This is a genomic window from Pseudomonas sp. NBRC 111130 (assembly GCF_001320485.1).
GTDB classification, from domain to species: Bacteria; Pseudomonadota; Gammaproteobacteria; order Pseudomonadales; family Pseudomonadaceae; genus Aquipseudomonas; species Aquipseudomonas vlassakiae.
The window spans coordinates 1-18,598 of sequence record NZ_BCBG01000015.1 but is presented as its reverse complement, the minus strand read 5'-3'; the positions used below and the strand labels follow the sequence as shown (position 1 = coordinate 18,598).

Annotated in this window: 17 protein-coding genes; 4 read left to right on the top strand and 13 right to left on the bottom strand. The window is 63.8% G+C overall.

What is annotated here, in order from left to right; genetic code table 11:
- Positions 1 to 118: 118 nt before the first annotated feature.
- The 6 genes from APH33_RS08695 to exbB form a co-directional block, all read right to left on the bottom strand.
- Complete coding sequence (locus tag APH33_RS08695) at positions 119 to 1,522, bottom strand: aminoacyl-tRNA deacylase and HDOD domain-containing protein (RefSeq protein WP_054884747.1); 1,404 nt, start codon at positions 1,520 to 1,522, stop codon at positions 119 to 121.
- A gap of 78 nt (positions 1,523 to 1,600) precedes the next feature.
- Positions 1,601 to 3,679 (bottom strand): ATP-dependent DNA helicase RecG, encoded by a 2,079-nt coding sequence (gene recG, locus APH33_RS08690; protein ID WP_054884746.1) that lies wholly within the window; start codon positions 3,677 to 3,679, stop codon positions 1,601 to 1,603.
- Positions 3,680 to 3,682: 3 nt separating this feature from the next.
- Positions 3,683 to 4,609 carry a hydrogen peroxide-inducible genes activator gene (locus tag APH33_RS08685; RefSeq protein WP_054884745.1) on the bottom strand — a complete coding sequence of 309 codons (927 nt, stop codon included), beginning with the start codon at positions 4,607 to 4,609 and terminating at the stop codon, positions 3,683 to 3,685.
- A gap of 94 nt (positions 4,610 to 4,703) precedes the next feature.
- The gene (locus APH33_RS08680) at positions 4,704 to 5,438 is read right to left on the bottom strand and encodes an energy transducer TonB (protein ID WP_054884744.1); all 735 of its coding nucleotides are present in this window, start codon (positions 5,436 to 5,438) and stop codon (positions 4,704 to 4,706) included.
- On the bottom strand, positions 5,435 to 5,863 hold the full coding sequence (exbD, locus tag APH33_RS08675) for a TonB system transport protein ExbD (protein WP_054884743.1): 429 nt from the start codon (positions 5,861 to 5,863) through the stop codon (positions 5,435 to 5,437). The genes APH33_RS08680 and exbD overlap by 4 nt, the downstream gene beginning before the upstream one ends.
- Positions 5,864 to 5,866: 3 nt before the next feature.
- On the bottom strand, positions 5,867 to 6,826 hold the full coding sequence (exbB, locus tag APH33_RS08670) for a tonB-system energizer ExbB (RefSeq protein ID WP_054884742.1): 960 nt from the start codon (positions 6,824 to 6,826) through the stop codon (positions 5,867 to 5,869).
- Positions 6,827 to 7,017: 191 nt separating this feature from the next.
- Between exbB and APH33_RS08665 the strand changes: the two genes are divergently transcribed.
- The gene (locus APH33_RS08665; RefSeq protein ID WP_054884741.1) at positions 7,018 to 7,875 is read left to right on the top strand and encodes an SDR family oxidoreductase; all 858 of its coding nucleotides are present in this window, start codon (positions 7,018 to 7,020) and stop codon (positions 7,873 to 7,875) included.
- Positions 7,876 to 8,027: 152 nt separating this feature from the next.
- Here the strand turns inward: APH33_RS08665 and APH33_RS08660 are convergent, their stop codons facing one another.
- The 5 genes from APH33_RS08660 to APH33_RS08640 form a co-directional block, all read right to left on the bottom strand.
- Entirely contained in the window at positions 8,028 to 8,753 is a 726-nt protein-coding gene (locus APH33_RS08660) for a hypothetical protein (protein WP_054884847.1), read from the bottom strand.
- Between the two features lie 56 nt (positions 8,754 to 8,809).
- Positions 8,810 to 9,190, bottom strand: a complete 381-nt coding sequence (locus tag APH33_RS08655) for a RidA family protein (RefSeq protein WP_009684531.1) — start codon at positions 9,188 to 9,190, stop codon at positions 8,810 to 8,812.
- Between the two features lie 23 nt (positions 9,191 to 9,213).
- Positions 9,214 to 11,322 carry a bifunctional GTP diphosphokinase/guanosine-3',5'-bis pyrophosphate 3'-pyrophosphohydrolase gene (gene spoT, locus APH33_RS08650; RefSeq protein ID WP_054884740.1) on the bottom strand — a complete coding sequence of 703 codons (2,109 nt, stop codon included), beginning with the start codon at positions 11,320 to 11,322 and terminating at the stop codon, positions 9,214 to 9,216.
- Positions 11,323 to 11,381: 59 nt separating this feature from the next.
- A complete protein-coding gene (gene rpoZ, locus APH33_RS08645; protein WP_016394025.1) occupies positions 11,382 to 11,645 on the bottom strand; it encodes a DNA-directed RNA polymerase subunit omega in 264 nt (87 codons plus the stop codon).
- A 260-nt stretch (positions 11,646 to 11,905) separates the two neighbouring features.
- Positions 11,906 to 12,778, bottom strand: a complete 873-nt coding sequence (locus tag APH33_RS08640) for a LysR family transcriptional regulator (protein WP_054884739.1) — start codon at positions 12,776 to 12,778, stop codon at positions 11,906 to 11,908.
- 205 nt (positions 12,779 to 12,983) lie between these two features.
- Here APH33_RS08640 and APH33_RS08635 point away from each other — a divergent pair, with 205 nt between their 5' ends.
- The 3 genes from APH33_RS08635 (at position 12,984) to APH33_RS08625 (ending at position 16,783) form a co-directional block, all read left to right on the top strand.
- Positions 12,984 to 14,366, top strand: a complete 1,383-nt coding sequence (locus tag APH33_RS08635; protein ID WP_054884738.1) for a glutamine synthetase family protein — start codon at positions 12,984 to 12,986, stop codon at positions 14,364 to 14,366.
- Positions 14,367 to 14,370: 4 nt separating this feature from the next.
- Positions 14,371 to 15,126: a gamma-glutamyl-gamma-aminobutyrate hydrolase family protein gene (locus tag APH33_RS08630; RefSeq protein WP_054884737.1), complete on the top strand. Its 756-nt coding sequence runs from the start codon at positions 14,371 to 14,373 to the stop codon at positions 15,124 to 15,126.
- A 118-nt stretch (positions 15,127 to 15,244) separates the two neighbouring features.
- The gene (locus tag APH33_RS08625; protein WP_054884736.1) at positions 15,245 to 16,783 is read left to right on the top strand and encodes an APC family permease; all 1,539 of its coding nucleotides are present in this window, start codon (positions 15,245 to 15,247) and stop codon (positions 16,781 to 16,783) included.
- Positions 16,784 to 16,919: 136 nt separating this feature from the next.
- Here APH33_RS08625 and gmk read toward each other — a convergent pair whose 3' ends face one another.
- Both gmk and APH33_RS08615 read right to left on the bottom strand, forming a co-directional pair.
- Positions 16,920 to 17,540 (bottom strand): guanylate kinase, encoded by a 621-nt coding sequence (gene gmk / locus APH33_RS08620; protein WP_054884735.1) that lies wholly within the window; start codon positions 17,538 to 17,540, stop codon positions 16,920 to 16,922.
- Between the two features lie 14 nt (positions 17,541 to 17,554).
- Positions 17,555 to 18,418, bottom strand: a complete 864-nt coding sequence (locus APH33_RS08615; RefSeq protein ID WP_054884734.1) for a YicC/YloC family endoribonuclease — start codon at positions 18,416 to 18,418, stop codon at positions 17,555 to 17,557.
- Positions 18,419 to 18,598 lie beyond the last annotated feature (180 nt).

The window sequence follows — 18,598 nt, the reverse complement described above, 5'->3', positions numbered from 1 at the left end:
AATCGTCGGGGGCTGCTCTGCAGCCCTTTCGCGACACAAGGCCGCTCCTACAGGCATACGCGATTCCTGTAGGAGCGGCCTTGTGTCGCGAAAGGGCCGCAGAGCGGCCCCAATGTTCTCAATGCGGGGCGTTGAGCTGCGACGCCAGATCCCGCAACAAGGCCTCGGCCTCGAGCACCTTGTTCACCACTTCTTCCGCCTTGTCCCGGGTGATCCCCAGGCGCTCCAGCAGTTCCTCGGGAATCTGCTCCTGAGGCCCCGAGCCGATGCCCCGCGAGCGCAGCAGTCGGGTCGCCAGGCACACCAGGTTCGGGTAGGCCGAAAACTCGCCGTCATACGTCGGATCATGCTGGAAACGCAGCGCGGTCGACAGCTCTTCGGGCATGTCCCAGAGCTTCATCAGCCAAGCGCCGATCTGCTCGCGGCTGATGCCCAGCAGGTGTTGTTCCACGTAGGTGTGGCACAGGTGCGGGTTGACCTCGAGGTGGCGGCAGATCAGCGAGAAATGCGGCGGGAACACGTGCGCCAGCAGCAGGTAGCCGAAATTGTGCAGCAGCCCCGCCAGGTAGGTCAGGCCAGCCTCCGGACGCTCGGCACGTGGCATGGCGCGGGTCAGGCCTTCGATGATGGCCGCGGTGTAGATCGACTGCTGCCAGTACGGCGTGGCCTGCTGCGGATGGTCCTTGGGCAGGCTCAGGGTTTTGCCCAGCGCCAGGCCGAGTGCCAGGTTGATGACCAGGTCGAAGCCCAGGACGCGGACGATGGCGTCTTCCACCGAACGGATCTTGCCGGGTGAGGCGTAGTAGGGCGAAGCGGCCCAGCTGACCACCTGGGCGGCCAGCGCCGGGTCGGTTTCGACCACGCCGGTGATGTCATCGATGCTGGCATTGGGGTCGACCCGCAGCTTGATGATCTTTTGCGCCGTATCGGCCAGTGGCGGGATCTCGATGGTTTCTTCCAGGCGCTTCTGGATACGCCGGGCCGTGAAGGCCTGGACCGCCAGGGTGATTTCCCTGGAATCGTCATCCGGGCGATCGAGGTTGGGGCGGATGTCGCGCACGGGCTGGCCGAAACTGCCGGCGCTGGCCTTGGCGAGCATGCGCTTGAAGTCATTACGGTGAATCTTGAGCAGCAGGCCGGCTTCGCCGGACTGGATGAACAGGTGTTCGGGGTCAAGCAGTTTGCCTTCGTACAGGCAAGGCGAGCTGGTCAGGGCCGGAATGGCCGGCAGGGCCTTGAGCTTGTGCTTGTCGAGCATCTGCCTCAGGCGTGGCAACGGCACGGCCTTGAGCTTGCGACCGGTCAGCTCTTCAAGGCGGTTGAGGTCCAGGAGCTTGCTCTGCGGGAACAGCACCAGCAGGGCGCCAATCTCGTCATCGAGCAGGATCGCCTGCACCCGAGACGCGGCGGGCAGCGCTGGATGTTCCGCCACCTCTTCAAAGGCAACGTGCAGCTTTTCGAGCAACAGCCGGATTACAGACGGTGCGTGCGGGGTTGCAGTGTCCAGGGCAACTTCAGTCATGGTCTGTATCCATTCGTTCTCTTAAACGCGAAGTATAACCAGCCTGTTGGCAAAGCTGGATCCATTCTGGGACGGGCGTCACACCTGCCCATATTGTTGACCGTGGCGCAGCCAGCGGTCTAGCAGCGGGCTGACATGGTCGGGCCAGCGCGCCAGCAACGCCTGGGCCGCATCACGCACCGCCGGCAGCAAGTCGGCGTCGCGCATAAGGTCGGCGACCTTGAACTGCAGCAGGCCGGTTTGCCGTGTGCCGAGCATTTCGCCCGGCCCGCGCAATTCCAGGTCTTTCTCGGCGATGATGAAGCCATCATTGGTTTCCCGCATGATCCCCAGGCGTTCGCGGCCAATCTGCGACAGCGGCGGGTGATACAGCAGCACGCAGTGGCTCACCGCGCTGCCACGGCCAACCCGGCCACGCAGCTGGTGCAACTGGGCCAGGCCCAGGCGCTCGGGGTTTTCGATGATCATCAGGCTGGCGTTGGGCACGTCTACGCCGACCTCGATCACCGTGGTGGCGACCAGCAGTTGCAGGTTGCCTTGCTTGAACTCGGCCATGACCTCGGCCTTTTCTGCCGGTTTCATGCGGCCATGGATCAGGCCTACGCGCAATTCGCCGAGTGCACTGCCAAGCTCTTCAAAAGTGCTTTCGGCCGCCTGGCAGGTCAGCTCTTCGGATTCCTCGATCAGCGTGCACACCCAGTAGGCCTGGCGCCCCTCGGCGCAGGCGGCGCGGACCCGCTCGACCACTTCGAAGCGACGGCTGTCGGCGACCAGTACGGTATTTACCGGCGTGCGCCCTGGTGGCAGTTCGTCGAGTACCGAGGTATCGAGGTCGGCATAGGCGCTCATGGCCAGGGTGCGCGGGATCGGCGTGGCAGTCATGATCAGCTGGTGCGGGCACAGCTCGCCGGCCACACCTTTCTTGCGCAGGGCCAGACGTTGCTGCACGCCGAAGCGGTGCTGTTCGTCGATGATTGCCAAGGCCAGGTGCTTGAAACGAACCTCTTCCTGGAACAGCGCGTGGGTGCCGACCACCATTGGCGCGCCGCCGGCGATCTGTTCAAGGGCGCTGGCGCGGGCCTTGCCCTTGAGCTTGCCGGCCAGCCAGGCGACTTCGATACCCAGAGGCTCGAGCCAGCGCTTGAAGGTGATGTAGTGCTGCTCGGCAAGGATCTCGGTAGGCGCCATCAGCGCCACCTGGTAACCAGCTTCCAGGGCCTGCAGTGCGGCAAGGGCGGCGACCACCGTCTTGCCGGCGCCGACGTCGCCCTGCACCAGGCGCATCATGGGTTCGTGCTGGCTGAGGTCATAGGCGATTTCGTTGGCCACCCGTTGCTGTGCCCCGGTCGGCTGGAAACCGAGATTGGCCAGGTACTGCGCTTGCAGGCGCCTGGCCTTGGGCAGTACCGGCGCACGCAAGCTGCGCAGGCTCTCGCGCAGGCGCTGTTGTGACAGCTGGTGGGTCAGCAGCTCTTCGAAGGCCAGGCGGTGCTGGGCCCAGTGCTGGCCTTCGGCGAGCTCGTCGAGGTCGGCGTCGGCTGGCGGGTTGTGCAGGTAGCGGATGGCATCGTCCAGCGGTGCCAGGTGGTAGTCGCGGGCCAGCTCGTCGGGCAGCCAGTCGGGCAGGCTGCGCGGCCCGAGCATGCCCAGGCTCTGTTGGCAGAGCGCGCGCAGGCGCTGTTGGGTAAGGCCTTCGGTGGACGGGTAGATCGGCGTCAGGGTCTGTTCGACCGGTGGTGGCGGCTCGTCGCCATTCAGTGCACGGTACTCGGGGTGGTAGATCTCCAGGCCCGAGGCGCCGGGGCGGGCTTCGCCGTAGCAGCGCAGGTGGGTGCCGCGCTTGAGGCCTTCCTTCTGCGCATTGCTGAAGTGGTAGAAGCGCAGGCTCAACACGCCTGTGCCGTCACCCAGGCGCACCACCAGGCTGCGACGCTTGCCCATGGTCACGTCGGCACCGCTGACCACACCCTCGATCACCGCATCCTGGCCCGGGCGCAACTGGCCGATCGGCACCACACGGGTACGGTCCTGATAGCGCAGGGGCAGGTGAAACAGCACATCCTGCAGGTTCTCCAGGCCGACCTTGGCGAGCTTCTCCGCCATGGCATCGCCTACGCCCTTGAGCGCGGTGACCGAAACCTTCGACAGCTCAGTCATGGATCAGGCCGGTTGTTCCACAGGCGGCTTGGCCACCGAGCAGAGGCGGATCGAGTCGGCAAGGATCTCGATCGCCTTCGGCCGCGGGAAGCTGGCGCGCCAGGCGATGGCGACGGTACGGAATGGCGCAGGCGGGGTGAGCGGACGCACTTCGATGACGCCGGGCGCATAATGATGGCTATGTACGGCCGACAGCGGCAGGATGGACACCCCCAGGCCGGAAGCGACCATGTGGCGGATGGTTTCCAGCGAGCTGGACTCGACCGTGGTGTGCTTGGAGCCTTCGCCACCTTTGTTCAGTGTCGGGCAGGCTTCCAGCACCTGGTCGCGGAAGCAGTGGCCCTCGCCGAGCAGCAGCAGGCTCTTGTCGTTGAGCATTGCAGTGTCGATGGTCTTTTTCGCCGTCCAGGGGTGGTCGGCTGGCATCAAGGCACAGAACGGCTCGTCGTACAGTGGCAGGGTCAACACGTCCGCTTCGTTGAACGGCAGGGCAATGATCACCGCGTCCAGTTCGCCGTTGCGCAGCTTCTCGCGCAGCACGTGGGTGAAGTTTTCTTCGATGTACAGCGGCATCTGCGGTGCAACCCGGTGCAGCTGTGGAATCAGGTGCGGGAACAGGTACGGGCCAACGGTATAGATGGCGCCGACCTTGAGCGGGGCGGTCAGCTGGTTCTTGCCGGCCTGGGCCAGCTCGCGAATGCCCTGGGCCTGCTCCAGTACCTTCTGCGCCTGGGCCACGATGCTTTCGCCGACCGGGGTCAGGCGCACTGCACTTTTGCTGCGCTCGAAGATCAGCACGCCAAGCTCGTCCTCAAGTTTTTTCACGCCGACCGACAGGGTCGGCTGGCTGACGTGGCAGCGCTCGGCAGCATGGCCGAAGTGCTGCTCCTGGGCGAGCGTGACGATGTAGCGTAATTCTGTGAGGGTCATAACGTGCGTCCATGAAGTTGCGGCCCCAGCATAGCGGCTGCAATCGATAGACGCACGTTATCAGACTTGCCGATTTGTGACAGAAACAAAACTATCAGCGACGGTCCAGCGAGTAGACGAACGGTGCCACGACTTCGATCGTGCCATTGGTCAGCAGCTCGGCTGGCGGCTTCGGTACCGTACCGGCGCGGCGGATCATTTCCAGGGTTGCCCGGTCCAGGGCCGCGCTGCCGGAGCCGCCTGCCATGGAGTAGGACACCACCTTACCTTCGGCGTCGACCACGAAGCGCAGGCGGTTGATGCCTTGCAGGCCTCGGCGGCGAGCGTCTTCCGGGTAGCGCTTGTACTTCGCCAGGTGGCGCAGCAGGTCGCTCTGCCAGGTTGGCAGCGCCTGACTGTTGGCGGCGATGCTTGGCGCCGGTGCCGCCGACTTCTGCGGCGGCGTGTTGCTTGGCGGTGTGTCAGCTACCTGTTCTTTGGCCGGTGGCTCATCTTTTGGCGGCTCAGGCTTCTTCTCAGGCTTCGGTGGCTGAGGCTTGGGCTTCGGCTTGGGCGGCTTGGCGATGGCGATCTTCGGTTTCGGTGCCTCTACCAACTTTGGCAGCGGCGGTTCTTCGACCGGCGCCGGCGGCTGTGGGGCGGCTTTCGGTGGTGGCGGCGGCGCGGGTTCGGGCAGTGGTGCCAGCTCGACCATCATGGCTGCCGGCGGCAGCTCGATGGCCTGGGGTACTGACCAGTTGAGCGTCAGCAGCACGGCGACCGCATGCACACCCAGCACGATTGCCAGGCTGCCACCGTAGCGCGCCACGTTTGAGCGCGTTTTCGTCATTTCTTGGCTGCCGTCTCGAGACCTACCAGACCGACCTTGAGGTAGCCGGCCGCGCGCATGTTGTTCATCACTTCCATCAGGTCACCGTAATCCACGCCCTTGTCGGCCTGGAAGAAGATGGTGGTTTCCTTGTCGCCCTTGGTCTTGGCGTCGAGCATCGGGCCAAGCTGTTCCGGGGCAGGGACCTGATCGTCGCCGACATACAGCTTCTGGTCGGCCTTGACGCTGACGAACACGGGCTTTTCAGGCCTCGGTGCCGGCTTGGCGGTCGAGGCCGGCAGGTCGACCTTGATGTCGACCGTGGCCAATGGGGCTGCGACCATGAAGATGATCAGCAGCACCAGCATCACGTCGATGAACGGCGTAACGTTGATTTCGTGGTTTTCGGCGAGGTCGTCGCCACCTTCGTTGAGATGCAGGCCCATGGTTTACCCCACTTTCACCATGTGCGGGGCGGCGCGGTCGCTGCCCTGATGGTCCAGGTCACGGCTGACCAGCAACAGTACCTGGGCGGAGGCGTCAGACACCTGCGCCTTGTAGCCGGCGATGGAGCGGGCGAAGACGTTGTAGATGACCACGGCCGGGATCGCTGCAACCAGGCCCAGTGCGGTGGCCAGCAGAGCCTCGGCGATGCCTGGGGCGACGACGGCCAGGTTGGTGGTCTGGGTCTTGGCGATGCCGATGAAGCTGTTCATGATGCCCCACACGGTACCGAACAGCCCAACGAACGGCGCGGTGGAGCCGATGGTGGCGAGTACGCCGGTGCCGCTGCTCATGGTGCGGCCGCTGGCAGCTACCAGGCGCTCCAGTCGGAAGCTGACGCGCTCCTTGATGCCTTCTTTCTCGCGGGCATTGGCCGACAGGCGCATCTCTTCGAGGGCATCGTGGACCAGGGTATGGGCCAGGGTACCTTCAGTGTTGGCGACGGTGCTGGCTTCTTTCAGGCTCACCGACTTCTTCAGGGCGGCGATCTCGCCACGCAGGCGGCGCTTGGCGCCCATCAACTCGAAGCCCTTGGCGATCCAGATGGTCCAGGTGATGATCGAAGCGATGGCCAAGCCGATCATGACGGCTTTGACGACGATATCTGCGTTCTTGTACATGCCCCATGGGGACAAGTCATGGGCCATGCCCAGCGAGGTGTCTTCAACCAGTTCCTGCACGGCCGGGTCGGCGGAAGCAGGTGCTGCGACCGGGGTGGTGGCCTGGCCTTCTGCAGCAGCGGGTGCCGGGGTTGCTGGCGCGGTGGCAGCGGCCGGGGCGGCGGCGTTGGCGGCAGGCTCATCGGCCATGGCTACCGGGGCCAGCACCAGGCTGAACAGCAGCGCGGCGATGGCGCGCCAGGCGCGCGACGGGGTTGGCGAAGCGGAAAGTTGAATACGTGTCATGCTGGCCGGACCTGATGAAGAAGAAAGTGAGCGTTCTCCAGGGCCTCGATATAGGCCGAGAACAGATAGGGCTGCCATTATTGCAAGTAATTCTTGTTAACAAAAGTAATCTTGTTGCTTTTTTCACCCGCGGTCTAGCCGCCTATCGTGTAATACGGCTAGCCTGATCCTTTGGTCTAGGGAGTTTTATGATGTCAGGCCTTTCCGCAATTATCGTGGGATGTGGTGATGTAGGTGGCCGTTTGGCCCGCCAGCTGCTGGCCAAAGGCTGGCAAGTCAGTGGTTTGCGCCGCTCGGTCGCGCAGCTGCCCGAGGGCGTTGCGGCCATTGCTGCTGACCTGTCCGACCCTGCGATCCCACAGGCATGGCCACAGCGCTCACCGGATTACCTGGTGTACTGCGTCGCCGCCAGCCAGCATGACGAGGCGGGTTACCAAAGCGCCTACGTCGATGGTTTGCGCCATGTGCTGGCGTGGTTGGCCGAGCGCGGCCAGCGCCCGCGGCGTTTGCTGTTCGTCTCCAGCAGCAGCGTGTTTGCGCAAAAGGACGGTGGATGGATCGACGAAACCGCGCCCACCGAACCTGAAGGTTATTCCGGAAAGGTAATGCTGGAGGCCGAAGGGCTGGCGCTGGCAAGCGGCATTCCTGCCAGTGTTATTCGCCTGACCGGCATCTATGGCCCGGGTCGCGAGTGGCTGCTGAGCCAGGTGCGCCAGGGCTATCGGGTGGCGGAGGAGCCGCCGCTGTATGGCAACCGGATTCATGCCGAGGATGCGGCGAGCCTGATGGCGTTCCTGCTGCAGGCCGATGCCGATGGCGTGGTGCTGGAGGAGTGCTACATCGGTGTCGACGACGACCCGGCTCCGCTGGCTGATGTGGTGGCCTGGCTGCGGGGGTACATGGGGATTACCGAGTGGTCTGATGAGCAGCGGGTGCGCCGTACCGGCAGCAAGCGTTGCAGCAATGCCCGGGTGCGGGCGCTGGGCTGGGCGCCGGAGTATCCGAGCTACAAGGAGGGCTATGCCGCCATACTGGCAGGCAAACGCTGAAATCTAGAGGCCTGGCGCGGTTCGTGTAGGAGCGGCCTTGTGTCGCGAAAGGGCCGCGCAGCGGCCCCGGCATTGTATGCGGCGAAGCTGAGATCCTGGGGCCGCTTCGCAGCCCTTTCGCGACACAAGGCCGCTCCTACAGGAGTGGCGTTTCAGTCGCGTTCCAGCACCCACTGCTGAGCACCGGCCGCCAACTGCGGAATCTCGTCGGCCTGGGCAGTGTTCACCGCCTGGTAAATTGCCAGCTTGTTGCCGTCACGCTTGAAGATGAAAGGTGCGCCGCGCTGGTTGCGCTCCAGCCACAGGCTGTCGTTGTTGCCACCCATGCTGGCGCAGTCGCCGGCCAGGCACAGGGCGAAACGGTCCGGGCCTGGCAGGCCGGTGACGTTGCCAGTATCGCTGAAGCGGACAGTGGCGCCCTTGCCCTGGCCTTCGATGATCTTCCAGTCGCCACCGAGGTAAGCCTGGTACAGCGCCTTCTCGAAGCTGCCGCCCAGAGGCGCATTGCCGGGCTGCTCGGCGCGCACGAAGGTCTGCTCTGCACCGCTCTGGGTGGTGGCTTTCAGCTCATCGCCATCCAGTTCGAGCTGTTCGGTCTGGCCGCCCTGGAAGCTGGCCTGCCATTGCTTCTGGTTGGCGATCAGCTGGCCATCGGCCGCCTCGAAACCATTGCTGTAGCTGGCCTGCTGGTGGGCGACATCGAGTTTCCATTCGAACACCGGGCCGTGCTCGTTCAGCGCCTGGCGCAGGCTACCGCCTTTGCTGGCGGCCTTGATGGCGGCCTGGTTGATCCAGGTGCCGTTGAAATCTTCGGGTTTGTGGCTGGCGCAGCCGCCCAGAAGCAGGGCTGCCAGCGCGAGAGGCAGTGCTTGACGCATGACGGAATAACCTTGCAGAGGAGGGGTGACGGGCAGGGCGCCCGTCACCAGGGGCATCATTCGATGACCAGGATGGCGTCCATTTCGACCTGGGCGCCTTTTGGCAGTGCCGCAACGCCGATGGCAGCGCGGGCTGGGTAGGGCTGTTCGAAGTAGCGGCCCATCACCTCGTTGACCTTGGCAAAGTGGCTCAGGTCGGTCAGGAAGATGTTCAGCTTGACGATGTCCTTGAACGAACCGCCTGCCGCTTCAGCCACGGCCTTGAGGTTCTCGAACACCTGTACTGTCTGGGCTTCGAAGCCTTCGACCAGTTCCATGGTCTTAGGGTCCAGCGGGATCTGGCCCGACATGTAGACGGTGTTGCCGGCCTTGATCGCCTGGGAGTAGGTGCCGATAGCGGCAGGGGCCTTGTCGCTGTTGATTACGGTCTTGCTCATGATGACTCCTTGCGGTTGGCGGACTACGTACGCATGCGGGTGATGCGGACCACGCCGGTCAAGGTACGCAGCTTCTTGATCACACGTGCCAGGTGCACACGGTCGTGCACGCTGACCACCAGTTGGACCACGCTGATACGGCCGTCGCGTTCGTCCATGCTGATCTTCTCGATGTTGCCGTCGGCAGCGTTGACGCTGCTGGCCAGCAGGGCGATCAGGCCGCGCTGGTGTTCAAGCTCGACACGCAGCTCGACGTTGAACTCGCCTGCGATGTCCTTGGCCCACGAAAGCTGTACGCACTTCTCGGGGTTGTGGCGAATTTCGCTGATGTTGCGGCAGTTTTCCAGGTGCACGACCATGCCCTTGCCCGCTGACAGGTGGCCGACGATCGGGTCACCCGGGATCGGCGTGCAGCACTTGGCGTAGCTCAGTACCAGGCCTTCGGTGCCGCGGATCGCCAGCGGGCCTTCCGGCGCCGGCAGCTGTTCGCCTTCGGCCGACAGCAGGCGGCGGGCGACCACGTAGGCCATGCGGTTGCCCAGGCCGATGTCTTCGAGCAGGTCTTCGATCAGCTCCAGGCGATATTCGGCAAGGATTGCCTGGATACGCTCCTGGGGGATCTGCTCGAGGCTGCTGTCGAAGCCGGTCAGCACCTTGTTCAGCAGGCGCTCACCGAGGCTGATCGACTCGGAGCGGCGCTGCTGCTTGAGGGCATGGCGAATGTGCGTGCGCGCCTTGCCGGTGACCACGAAATTGAGCCAGGCCGGGTTTGGCCGTGCGCCTGGGGCGCTGACGATCTCGACCGTCGAGCCGCTCTGCAGCGGTTCGGACAGCGGTGCCAGGCGTCGGTTGATGCGGCAGGCGATGCAGCTGTTGCCGACGTCGGTGTGCACCGCATAGGCGAAATCGACGGCGGTGGAGCCTTTGGGCAGCTCCATGATCCGCCCTTTGGGCGTGAACACGTAGACCTCGTCCGGGAACAGGTCGATCTTCACGCTCTCGATGAATTCCAGCGAGTTGCCAGCACGCTGCTGCAGCTCGAGGATGCCCTTGACCCACTGGCGGGCCCGGGCATGGCTGCCCTTGGGCTGCTCGTCTTCGTTGGACTTGTACAGCCAGTGCGCGGCGATACCGTTGTTGGCCATCTCTTCCATCTCGCGGGTGCGGATCTGGATTTCGATGGGCACGCCGTGCATGCCGAACAGCGTGGTGTGCAACGACTGGTAGCCGTTGGCCTTGGGAATTGCGATGTAATCCTTGAAGCGACCGGGCAGCGGCTTGTACAGGTTGTGCACGGCGCCGAGCACGCGGTAGCAGGTGTCGACCTTGTCGACGATGATGCGGAAGGCGTACACGTCCATAATCTCGTTGAAGGCGCGGCGCTTGCCACGCATCTTCTTGTAGATGCCATAGAGGTGTTTCTGCCGTCCGCTGACCTCGCCCTCGATCCCGTCGGCGGCCAGGCAATTGGCCAACGAATGCTCGATCTTGGCGACGATCTCTTTACGGTTGCCGCGTGCGCTCTTCACCGCCCGGTGGATCAGCGACGAACGCATCGGGTGCATGGCTTTGAAGCCGAGGTCCTCGAACTCCACGCGCACGGTGTGCATGCCCAGGCGGTTGGCGATGGGGGCGTAGATCTCGAGGGTTTCCTTGGCGATGCGCCGGCGTTTTTCGCCAGACAGCACTTCCAGGGTGCGCATGTTGTGCAGGCGGTCAGCCAGCTTGACCAGGATCACGCGGATATCGCGGGCCATGGCCATGGCCATCTTCTGGAAGTTCTCGGCCTGCGCCTCGGCCTTGGTTTCGAAGTTCATCTGGGTCAGCTTGCTGACCCCGTCGACCAGCTCGGCCACGGTCTCGCCAAACTGCTGGCAGAGAGCTTCCTTGGCGATGCCGGTGTCTTCGATCACGTCGTGCAGCATGGCCGCCATCAGGCTCTGATGGTCCATGTGCATGTCGGCGAGGATGCTGGCCACGGCCAGCGGATGGGTCACGTAGGGCTCGCCGCTGCGGCGGCGCTGCCCGTCGTGTGCCTGTTCGGCGTAGAAATAGGCGCGCCGAACCAGGTTGACCTGTTCGGGCCCCAGGTAAGTCGACAGCCGTTCGGCTAAGGCTTCTATGCCCGGCATGGTTTCACCTCTTGCCGAGGAAGAGGGCCTTGTGCCGCGCGACGTCGACAGGGCATCGATCAGACAGCCTCGTTGGACTCGTCCTCGAACGCGGCGAAGACCGGATCCTCGGTAACGATCTCTTCGGCGGCGATGAACTCAGGGGTCACGATACCTTCGGCGATTTCGCGCAGGGCGACCACGGTCGGCTTGTCGTTTTCCCACGCTACGCGGGGCTCTTTGCCGCCGGTAGCCAGCTGACGGGCGCGCTTGGTCGAGAGCATGACCAGCTCAAAACGGTTATCCACGTGTTCCAGGCAGTCTTCAACAGTTACGCGGGCCATGGTCTTCCTCAGTAGCAAATGCGGTAGGCGTGCAGCCCAATATGGGCAGGCGGACTCGATAGTTTAAAAAATCACCAGCCATTAGGGAAGCGCTGTTTTGTCGGGTGGGCACCTTCGAGCCCGGCGTCTGCTTCTTCGCGGGCAAGCCCGCTCCCACAGGAATGATGCGTTGCTCACCAGCGTCGCGCACCCCGTGGGAGCGGGCTTGCCCGCGAAAGGGCCGGAACAGACAGCCTGAACATATGATCCTGACGATAACCTCAGAGCATCGCATCCCGCAACCGCGGCGTCAGCTCCTCGAACAAGGTCTGCACCGAGCGCAACGCCCGGCAATCCGGCCGGGTCAGCAGCCACAGCTGGGTATCGCAGCCTGGCAGAGGCCCGCTCAACGCGTCGACCCCGGGCAAGGCATCGACCATATAGTCCGGCAGGGCCGCCACGCCCAGTCCGGTGCTCACCAGCTGGGCGATGGTCGACATGCCGCTGCACTGGTAGCGTGGGCTCAGCCCCGGGTACTGCTGGTTGCGCCAGACCACGGTAGGGTGATCCTGCATCGAGTCGTCCGGGGCGATCCACGGCACGCTGCCGGCCGACTCGTTCAGGCGCTCGCGCCACTGCGGCTGACCGCAGATCACATAAGATGTGGAGCCCAGGCAACGACCGACCAGGTGCTCCGGCGGCGTGTTGGTCAGGCGCAGGGCGATGTCGGCATCGCGGCGGCTGAGGTTGGCGAAGGTATTCGAGGTGCCCATCTCCAGCGACAACGCCGGGTAGTTCGGCATGAACGCTGCCAGCGCCGGCAGCAGCAGGCTGTGCATCACCGCCTCGGTGCAGGTCAGGCGCACGGTGCCGCTGACCACTTGCTCGCCGCTGGTCATGGCGATGCGTGCGGCATCCAGCGCCTGCTCGGCGCGCTCTGCCTGCTCTGCCAGGGCCTGGGCCGTGTCCGTCGGCAGGTAGCCTTTGCGGCTTTTCACGAACAGCGCGGTGCCCAGCGCCGACTCCAGCCGGCGAATCGAGCGGAACACGGTCGACACGTCGACCTTGAGCAGTTCGGCGGCCTTGGCCAGTGAGCGCCCGCGTTCCAGTGCCAAGACCAGAGAAAGGTCGGCGTGGGTAATCTGATATTGCATTGGTGCACGCTCTGCTTGCCGAATTGCCAATGTCTGTTGCATGAGGGCCATTTTATAGTGAAACGGCCCCCGGGAATCAATGCGCCCGGTCGGGTAACCAGTCCCCACGATGGGAAAGTGAAAAGAACAACAGCTGCAACCATCGTCGCCCTTGAGGCGCCAGCCGTATCCCCACATCGCCGCAGCAAATCATAGGATGTAAGCCATGACGTCGGTCACCCCGTGCGCCAGTACTTCCAGCGAGATGAATGACTTCCTCCAGGCCCATCCGGATACGCAGTACGTCGATCTGCTGATTTCCGACATGAACGGCGTGGTACGCGGCAAGCGCATCGAGCGCGCCAGCCTGCACAAAGTGTACGAGAAAGGTATCAACCTGCCGGCCTCGTTGTTCGCCCTCGATATCAATGGCTCGACCGTGGAAAGCACCGGCCTGGGCCTCGATATCGGCGACGCCGACCGCATCTGTTACCCGATTGCCGGCACGCTCTGTAATGAGCCATGGCAAAAGCGCCCGACCGCGCAGCTGCTGATGACCATGCACGAACTGGAAGGCGAGCCGTTCTTTGCCGACCCGCGCGAGGTGCTGCGCCAGGTGGTGAGCAAGTTCGACGCCATGGGCCTGGATATCTGCGCCGCGTTCGAGCTGGAGTTCTACCTGATCGATCAGGACAACCTCAACGGTCGCCCGCAACCGCCACGCTCGCCGATTTCCGGCAAACGCCCACAGTCGACCCAGGTGTACCTGATCGACGACCTCGACGAATACGCCGATTGCCTGCAGGACATGCTCGAAGCGGCCAAGGAGCAAGGCCTGCCAGCCGATGCCATCGTCAAGGAAAGCGCGCCGGCGCAGTTCGAAGTCAACCTGCACCACGTTGCCGACCCGATGAAGGCCTGCGACTACGCGATCCTGCTCAAGCGCCTGATCAAGAACGTCGCCTACGACCATGAAATGGACACCACGTTCATGGCCAAGCCCTACCCGGGCCAGGCGGGCAACGGCCTGCACGTGCACATCTCGCTGCTGGACAAGAAAACCGGCAAGAATATCTTTGCCCATGACGACCCGCTGCAAAGCGACGCCCTGCGCCACGCCATCGGTGGTGTGCTGGAGACCATGCCGGCGTCGATGGCCTTCCTGTGCCCGAACATCAACTCCTACCGCCGCTTCGGTGCGCAGTTCTATGTACCGAACGCGCCGAGCTGGGGCCTGGACAACCGCACCGTGGCCGTGCGCGTACCGACCGACAGCAGCGAGAACGTTCGTATCGAGCACCGCGTGGCCGGCGCCGATGCCAACCCATACCTGATGCTGGCGGCCATCCTGGCCGGTATCCACCATGGCTTGACCAGCAAGATCGAGCCGGGTGCACCAATCGAAGGCAACTCCTACGAACAGCTGGAGCAGAGCCTGCCGAACAACCTGCGTGACGCCCTGCGTGCGCTGGATGACAGCGAAGTCCTCAACCAATACATCAGCCCGGACTACATCGATATCTTCGTGGCCTGCAAGGAAAGTGAGCTGGCCGAATTCGAAGTTTCGATTTCCGACCTCGAGTACAACTGGTACCTGCACACGGTGTAAGCCCATGAGCGCAATTGCGGTCCCCTTGATCGGTATCAGTGCCTGCCGCCAGCAGGTCGGGAAGAACTCGTCGCATACGGTGGGCGACAAGTATGTGGAGGCCGCCGGCTTCGCCGGGTTGCCACTGATCCTGCCGGCGCGCGACGGCGGCAGCGACACGCAGGCGCTGCTGGCCCGGCTCGACGGCATTGTTTTTACGGGCTCGCCTTCAAATATCGAGCCGCATCATTACAATGGCGCCGCCAGCGTCGAAGGGACCCGGCACGACCTTGCCCGTGACCGGCTGACCCTGCCGTTGCTGCAGGCGGCGATTGCCGCTGGTGTGCCGGTGTTCTGCATCTGCCGTGGCTTCCAGGAACTGAACGTGGCCCTGGGCGGCAGCCTGCATCAGCGAGTGCAGGCGTTGCCTGGCTACATGGATCATCGTGAACCCGAGGATGCACCTCTTGAAGTCCAATATGGCCCTGGTCATCCCGTCAGCATTGCGCCTGGCGGGTTGTTCGAGCGCCTGGGCCTGGCTGCGCAGTTCGAGGTCAACTCGTTGCACAGCCAAGGTATCGACCGCCTGGCCCCGGGCCTGCGGGTCGAGGCACGGGCCCCCGATGGCCTGATCGAAGCGGTGTCGATGCCTGACGCGCCGGGCTTTGTGCTTGGCGTGCAGTGGCACCCGGAATGGCGTTTCGCCGACAACCCGGTCTCCCGGAGCCTGTTCCAGGCGTTCCGCGAGGCCTGCATTGCCCATGCTGCACGGGAGGCCTGACAGCCAGTCAGCCAAAAGTCCGGGATGACTGACCCCCGCCAGCGCGCTTTCAATGAGTGGAAGCAGGCCCTGGGAACAGGGCTTGTGAAAACAATTCCAATAGTTACGGCAAAAACTCATGAGCAATTACACAGAAGCCGGCCGCCCACCCGATGTGGCCGACTCGGGCAGCACCCAGCGCAGCAAAGGCCTGGCCAAGGGCCGTCTTGGCCTGCTGGCCAGCGTGGTGCTGGGCATTTCCACCATTGCCCCGGTCTACACGCTGACCGGCGCCCTTGGCCCGACCGTACGTGAGGTCGGCGCTCATCTTCCCGCCGTGTTCATCGTTGGCTTCTTGCCGATGCTGCTGGTTGCCCTGGGCTACCGCGAGCTGAACTCGGCCGAGCCGGACAGTGGCACTTCGTTCACCTGGTCGGCCCGTGCCTTTGGCCCGATGATCGGCTGGATCGGTGGCTGGGGGTTGGTGGTTGCCACAACCATCGTGCTGTCCAACCTGGCGGGCGTTGCTGTCGACTTCTTCTATCTGTTCCTCAGCCAGATCACCGGCCAGCATGAGCTGGCGGCGTTGGCCGACAACCTGTTGATCAATGTGACCACCTGTTGCGTGTTCATCGCCATGGCGGTATGGATCTGTTGTCGCGGCATGGCCACCACCATGACCGTGCAGTACGGGTTGGTGGCACTGCAGCTGATGGTACTGCTCGGCTTTGCCTTCGCGGCCTTTGGCGGCACCACCGCACCGCCGCCGCTGGAGTTCGATTTCGCCTGGTTCAACCCGTTCGGTGTCGAGTCGTTCTCGGCCTTTGCGGCGGGGCTTTCGCTTTCGATCTTCATTTTCTGGGGCTGGGACGTCTGTCTGACCGTCAGCGAAGAGTCGATCGGCAGTGACGAGGTTCCGGGCAAGGCTGCCACCTGGACCGTGTTGTTGATCCTTGGCCTGTACTTGGTCACCGCCATTGCCACCTTGCAGTTTGCCGGCATCAGCGAGCATGGCCTGGGCCTGAACAACCCGCGCATCCAGGAAAATGTGTTTGCCCACCTCGCCGGCCCGGTGATGGGGCCGCTGGCGATCCTGATGTCGATCGCCGTGCTGGCGAGCACCGCAGCGTCGCTGCAATCGACCTTTGTGTCACCGGCGCGCACGCTGTTGGCCATGGGCTACTACGGCGCGGTGCCGCAGAAATTCGCCAGCGTCTGCCCGCGTTCGCAAACCCCGCGTTACGCGACCATCTGCGCAGGCGTGGCGGCAGGGCTGTTCTACGTGACCATGCGTACCCTGAGCGAGAACGTGCTGGCTGACACCATCACGGCGCTGGGGATGATGATCTGCTTCTACTATTCGCTGACCGCGTTCGCCTGCGTCTGGTACTTCCGCGACAGCTTGTTCGGCAGCCTGCGCCACTTCTTCATGCGCGGCCTGTGCCCGCTGGTGGGTGGGGTGATCCTGTCGGTGATCTTCGTGCGCACGGCCATCGACAGCGCCTCGCCGGACTTCGGCAGCGGCTCGCATGTGGCGGGGCTGGGGTTGGTGTTCGTGATTGCGGCGATCATTTCGGCACTGGGGATCGTGCTGATGATGATTTCGCGGATGCGTGCGCCGGCCTACTTCCTCGGGGCGACCCTGCGTCAGCAGGCCACCTTGCCACTGCAGGACTAATGCTGGGGGCGCTTTGCGCCCCTTTCGCGACACAAGGCCGCTCCTACAGGAGATCGCATCAGTCCATATTGACGCGATCCCTTGTAGGAGCGGCCTTGTGTCGCGAAAGGGCTGCAAAGCAGCCCCCTTCGGTCTATCAGGCGAGCAGTTCTTTCAGCAGTTCGCTGTTGCCCTGCTGCTGTTTCTTCAGCAGCAGCCGGTTGGCCACGAACACCGCCTTCAACTCCTCCAGTGCCACATCGAAGTCGTCATTGATGATGACGTACTCGTACTCGTCGTAGTGCACCATCTCGCTGACCGCTTCCTTCATGCGCCCGGCGATGATCGCTTCGCTGTCCTGGCCACGGCCATCCAGGCGCTCGCGCAGGGCCTGCTGGCTCGGCGGCAGGATGAACACCGAACGTGCCTCGGGCATCAACTTGCGCACCTGCTGGGCACCTTGCCAGTCGATTTCCAGGATCAGGTCATTGCCCCGGTCCAGCACCTCCTGAAGCGCGCTGCGGGAAGTCCCGTAGAAGTTGCCGAACACTTCGGCGTGCTCAAGGAAGTCTCCCTTGGCGATCAGCGCCTTGAACTCGTCATGGCTGACGAAGTGGTAGTTCACGCCGTGCTCTTCGCCCGGGCGCATGGCGCGGGTAGTGTGCGATACCGAGACGCTGACGCGCGGGTCGGCCTTGATCAGGGCGGTGACCAGACTGGTCTTGCCGGCGCCGGACGGTGCCGAAACGATATAGAGGGTGCCGCTGCTTTGATTCATGGTCGGGGGAGGCCTTACTCGATGTTCTGTACTTGTTCACGCATCTGTTCGATCAGCACCTTCAGGTTGACCGCCGCTTGCGTGCTGCGTGGGTCGAAGGCCTTGGAGCCCAGGGTGTTGGCTTCACGGTTGAGTTCCTGCATCAGGAAGTCCAGGCGCCGGCCAGCAGCACCGCCGGACTTGAGCACCCGGCGCACTTCGTTGACGTGGGTGCTGAGGCGGTCGAGTTCTTCGGCGACGTCGCTCTTCTGCGCCAGCAATACCATCTCCTGCTCCAGGCGCTGCGGGTCAAGCTCGGCCCTGAGGTCACTGAAACGGTCGATGATCTTTTGCCGCTGGGCGGCGAGCATCTGCGGCACCAGGGCACGCAGGGTGGTGACCTCGGTGGCCATGTTGTCCAGGCGCTCGTTGATCAGCCGGGCCAGCTCCTGGCCTTCGCGCAAGCGCCCGGCCTTGAGTTCGGCCAGGGCCTCGTCGAACAGCGCCACGGCCTCGGCGTTCAGGGCCTGCGGGTCAGTGGCGTCGGCCACCAGCACGCCCGGCCAGGACAGCACTTCCAGCGGGTTGAGCGCGGCCGGTTGCTGGATCAGGCTGGCCACTTCTTCAGCGGCGGCAACCAGCTGCGCAGCGCGCTCGCGGTCGACCTTGAGCGGCTTGCCGTCGCTGTCTTCGTGCAGGCGCAGGGTACATTCCACCTTGCCGCGCGACAGGCCCTGGCGCAGGCCTTCACGTACCGCGCCTTCCAGGTCGCGCAGGGCGTCCGGCAGGCGCAGGTGAGGTTCAAGGTAACGGTGGTTGACCGAGCGCAGTTCCCAGACCAGGGTGCCTTGGCTGCCTGCACGCTCGACACGAGCAAAAGCGGTCATGCTGTGCACCATGGAAAGTACCTCGCGTAAATGAATTGAAGGCGCGCGATTGTAGCGCAGTGCGCACGTGACGCCCAATCCACCCATGTTACAGAGCGCATGCTGGCGAGTGGGAAAAGTCGACAGGCTGCCCGGGGCGCGACAATAGGCATGTCCTCTGTGGGCGACGGGCTCTATAATGGCGGGCAGATT